This window comes from Candidatus Cryosericum odellii, from assembly GCF_003570935.1.
In the GTDB taxonomy this organism is placed as follows: Bacteria; Caldisericota; Caldisericia; order Cryosericales; family Cryosericaceae; genus Cryosericum; species Cryosericum odellii.
Genome location: NZ_QXIU01000060.1, coordinates 1 through 2,857, shown reverse-complemented (window position 1 = coordinate 2,857; position 2,857 = coordinate 1). Strand labels below are relative to the sequence as shown.

At 60.9% G+C, this 2,857-nt stretch carries 3 protein-coding genes; all 3 read left to right on the top strand.

Annotation, left to right across the window (positions count from 1 at the left end; genetic code table 11):
• The first annotated feature begins 39 nt into the window (after nt 1–39).
• Nucleotides 40–990: a M23 family metallopeptidase gene (locus tag SMC5_RS02295; RefSeq protein WP_119119427.1), complete on the top strand. Its 951-nt coding sequence runs from the start codon at nt 40–42 to the stop codon at nt 988–990.
• 17 nt (nt 991–1,007) lie between these two features.
• A complete protein-coding gene (locus SMC5_RS02290; protein ID WP_119119426.1) occupies nt 1,008–1,385 on the top strand; it encodes a bactofilin family protein in 378 nt (125 codons plus the stop codon).
• A gap of 285 nt (nt 1,386–1,670) precedes the next feature.
• A partial coding sequence (locus tag SMC5_RS02285) for an aldehyde ferredoxin oxidoreductase N-terminal domain-containing protein (protein ID WP_207798982.1) occupies nt 1,671–2,857 on the top strand: 1,187 nt, incomplete at its 3' end.

Here is a 2,857-nt window from a genome sequence, read left to right as displayed (position 1 = left end):
GAGACCCTAATTCTTGCAGTGTTCTGAAAAAGCGAGGCGATGATGGCGAAAAAGGCTTCAGTCGAGAAGAAGAGCAAGCGCACCTGTTACTCGGTCGTGATCGTTCCACAGTACGAAGGTCGCGCACATCAGTTCAAGGTCTCACGTCTGGCCATCTACAGCGTCATCACTATCGTTATCCTCTTTTTCTCAGGCTTCGCCTACGCCATGGCGCAGAACACGCAGCTCAAGAACACCGTCGCCCAGTACAACGGCATGGGTCTTGATCAGGTCGTGCGTCTGCAGGCGACTCAACTTGATGCCGCCAACGAGGCCATCAGCACCAGCAACACGGAAGTGACGGCACTCAAGAAGTATGTCGACTATTTGGGTACCCTTGATGCCAAGGTCCGCAAGACGCTTGGCGTCAGCAGCAACGTCTCCCTGGCGTCCATCCTCAAAACGACGGCCACGCCGACCCTTTCTGTCAGCCGTGGCCTGGGCGAAGCTGCAACACAGCTGTCGACGTCGACCGCGGTCGTGCAGAAAGAAGCCCAAACCCGTGAGAAGAACCTGATCGTCCTCCAGGACGCGGCCTCCAAGTACAATTCGATCCTTGCGGAGACTCCTTCCATCTGGCCACTCTACGGTCTTATTACTTCGGCGTTTGGCTGGCGTTCCAACCCCTTCGGCGGCAGCAGCAGCGAAGTGCATGACGGTGTCGACATTGCAGCTCCGTACGGCACAGCGATCCGCGCGACGGCAGACGGCACGGTGGTGCAAGTCGGATGGAACGGCACCTACGGCATTTCGGTGACACTGTACCATCGGAACGGCATCGAGACCTTGTACGGCCACATGAGCCGCATGGCCGTGGCTGCAGGCCAGACTGTCAAGAAGGGTCAGGTCATCGGCTATGAGGGATTGACCGGTCGTACCACGGGCCCGCATTGCCATTATCAAGTTATCATCAACGGTACCGCGGTCGACCCTATGACGTACCTCAACTAGGTGCGAAGGAGACAACCATGGCATTTGGACCTTCCAAGACTACAGAGAGCAAGACCGCGTCTTTCTTTGCCCACGACCTCGTCGTGAAGGGTGACGTCGAGAATCAGGGAGACCTGCACATTGAGGGTCAACTGCAGGGCAACGTTACCGGTCACGGGACGATCACCGTCGCCGAACAGGGCGAGGTGCATGGCAACGTCGAAGGGCGTCTGGTTGTCGTGATAGGACGTGTCGAGGGGAATGTCACGGGCGCGGAGAAGGTTGAGGTTCTGGAGAAGTCGACCGTCAAGGGCGACATCACGAGTGCGCGCATCTCCGTCGAGGAGGGTGCATCAGTGTCCGGCAAGTTCGAAACGACTCCCCGAGAGGTCGGGATTCCGAGCGCGAAGAGCTAGTCTTCCACAACATATGAATGACGCGGCCGGCGCTTGGTTCATAGCGCCGGTTTTTGCTTTGGGGTCAGCTGGTAATTGCGCCCGGGTGGTACATACGCGGAGAAGCACCCCTCGCCTTGAAGAACACCTCGCATCTTGGACAAAAGGATGCGAGGGACAAAAGGGCTCGGGGGAATGACAGATCAAAGGACTCAAGTGCTATACTCTCAAGCACAGGATGGTCCTGCAGTCGCTGGACGTGTTCCAGCAGGTGAGAACATCGGTTGGCTTGGGGAGGTACGTGAAATGAGTGGAGGATACTGGAATCGCGTCCTGGTTGTCGATCTGGAGCAAGGTACGTCACATGATGAAGTGCTCGACGCGGGCGCGCGGGACCTTCTGCTTGGTGGGTCAGGCTTGGGCGCATGGCTGTGGGAGCATCATTCGGTGCCCGGCGCGGGTGCTCTCGAACCGGGGAACGCACTGGTCTTCGCTGCAGGACCGCTGACGGGGACATTCGCCCCGACGTCTGGCAGACACGAGGTCGTTACACGCTCTCCCGCAACCGGCGCTTACGGTGAAGGGGATGCGGGCGGCACGTTCGGAACAGCGCTGAAACGAGCGGGGTACGACGCGTTGGTTATCACGGGTTCGGCGGCGCTAGCGAGCGTCCTTGTCGTCGATGGAGACCGGGTTCGGCTCGAGGACGCGGCAGACCTCTGGGGCAAGGATGTCATCGATGCCGACACGGCTCTGCGGGTACGCCTGGGAGGTGGTTTCTCCACTGCCCTTATTGGCCCAGCGGGGGAGAACCTCGTCCTCATGGCCAACATCGTGCACGATGGGGCGGATGCTCGTGTGGCAGGTCGCGGTGGACTTGGCGCCGTCATGGGGTCGAAACTCCTCAAGGGCGTCGCGGTGCGGGGCACGAAGCAGGTCCCGGTGCATGATCCCGACGCGCTGAAGCAGTTGATGCGAGAGACGGTTCCTGCCATGCGTGAGCAGGCCATCGGCATGCACCTTTTTGGCACGACCGGGGGTGTGCAGCGTGCAGAGGAAGTTGGAGACCTGCCGATCAGGAACTGGCGGGACGGGAGCTTTCCACAGGCAGCTGCGCTGAGCGGCCAGGCCATCGCCGAGCGCCTCACCGGCCGGTACCACTGTGCCAGCTGTCCCATTGGGTGCGGCCGCACAGTGCGCCTGCATGTCGAGGGCCACGAGGGGCGGGACGGAGCCGGGCTGGAGTACGAGTCGGTTGGGGCACTTGGGTCCCTGCTGATGCTTACGGATCTCGACGACGTCGAGCAGGCTGCCTCCCTCTGCAACGTCTTCGGCCTGGACACGATCTCGACCGGCGGAACGCTGGCGACGGCCATGGAGGCTCGTGAACTGGGACTGGTCACTGCTGCTGACACTGACGGCATCGACCTTGTGTGGGGCAATGGCGCAGCAGTCCTCGCCATGATTCCGCGCATCGCCCGGCGGCAGGGCTT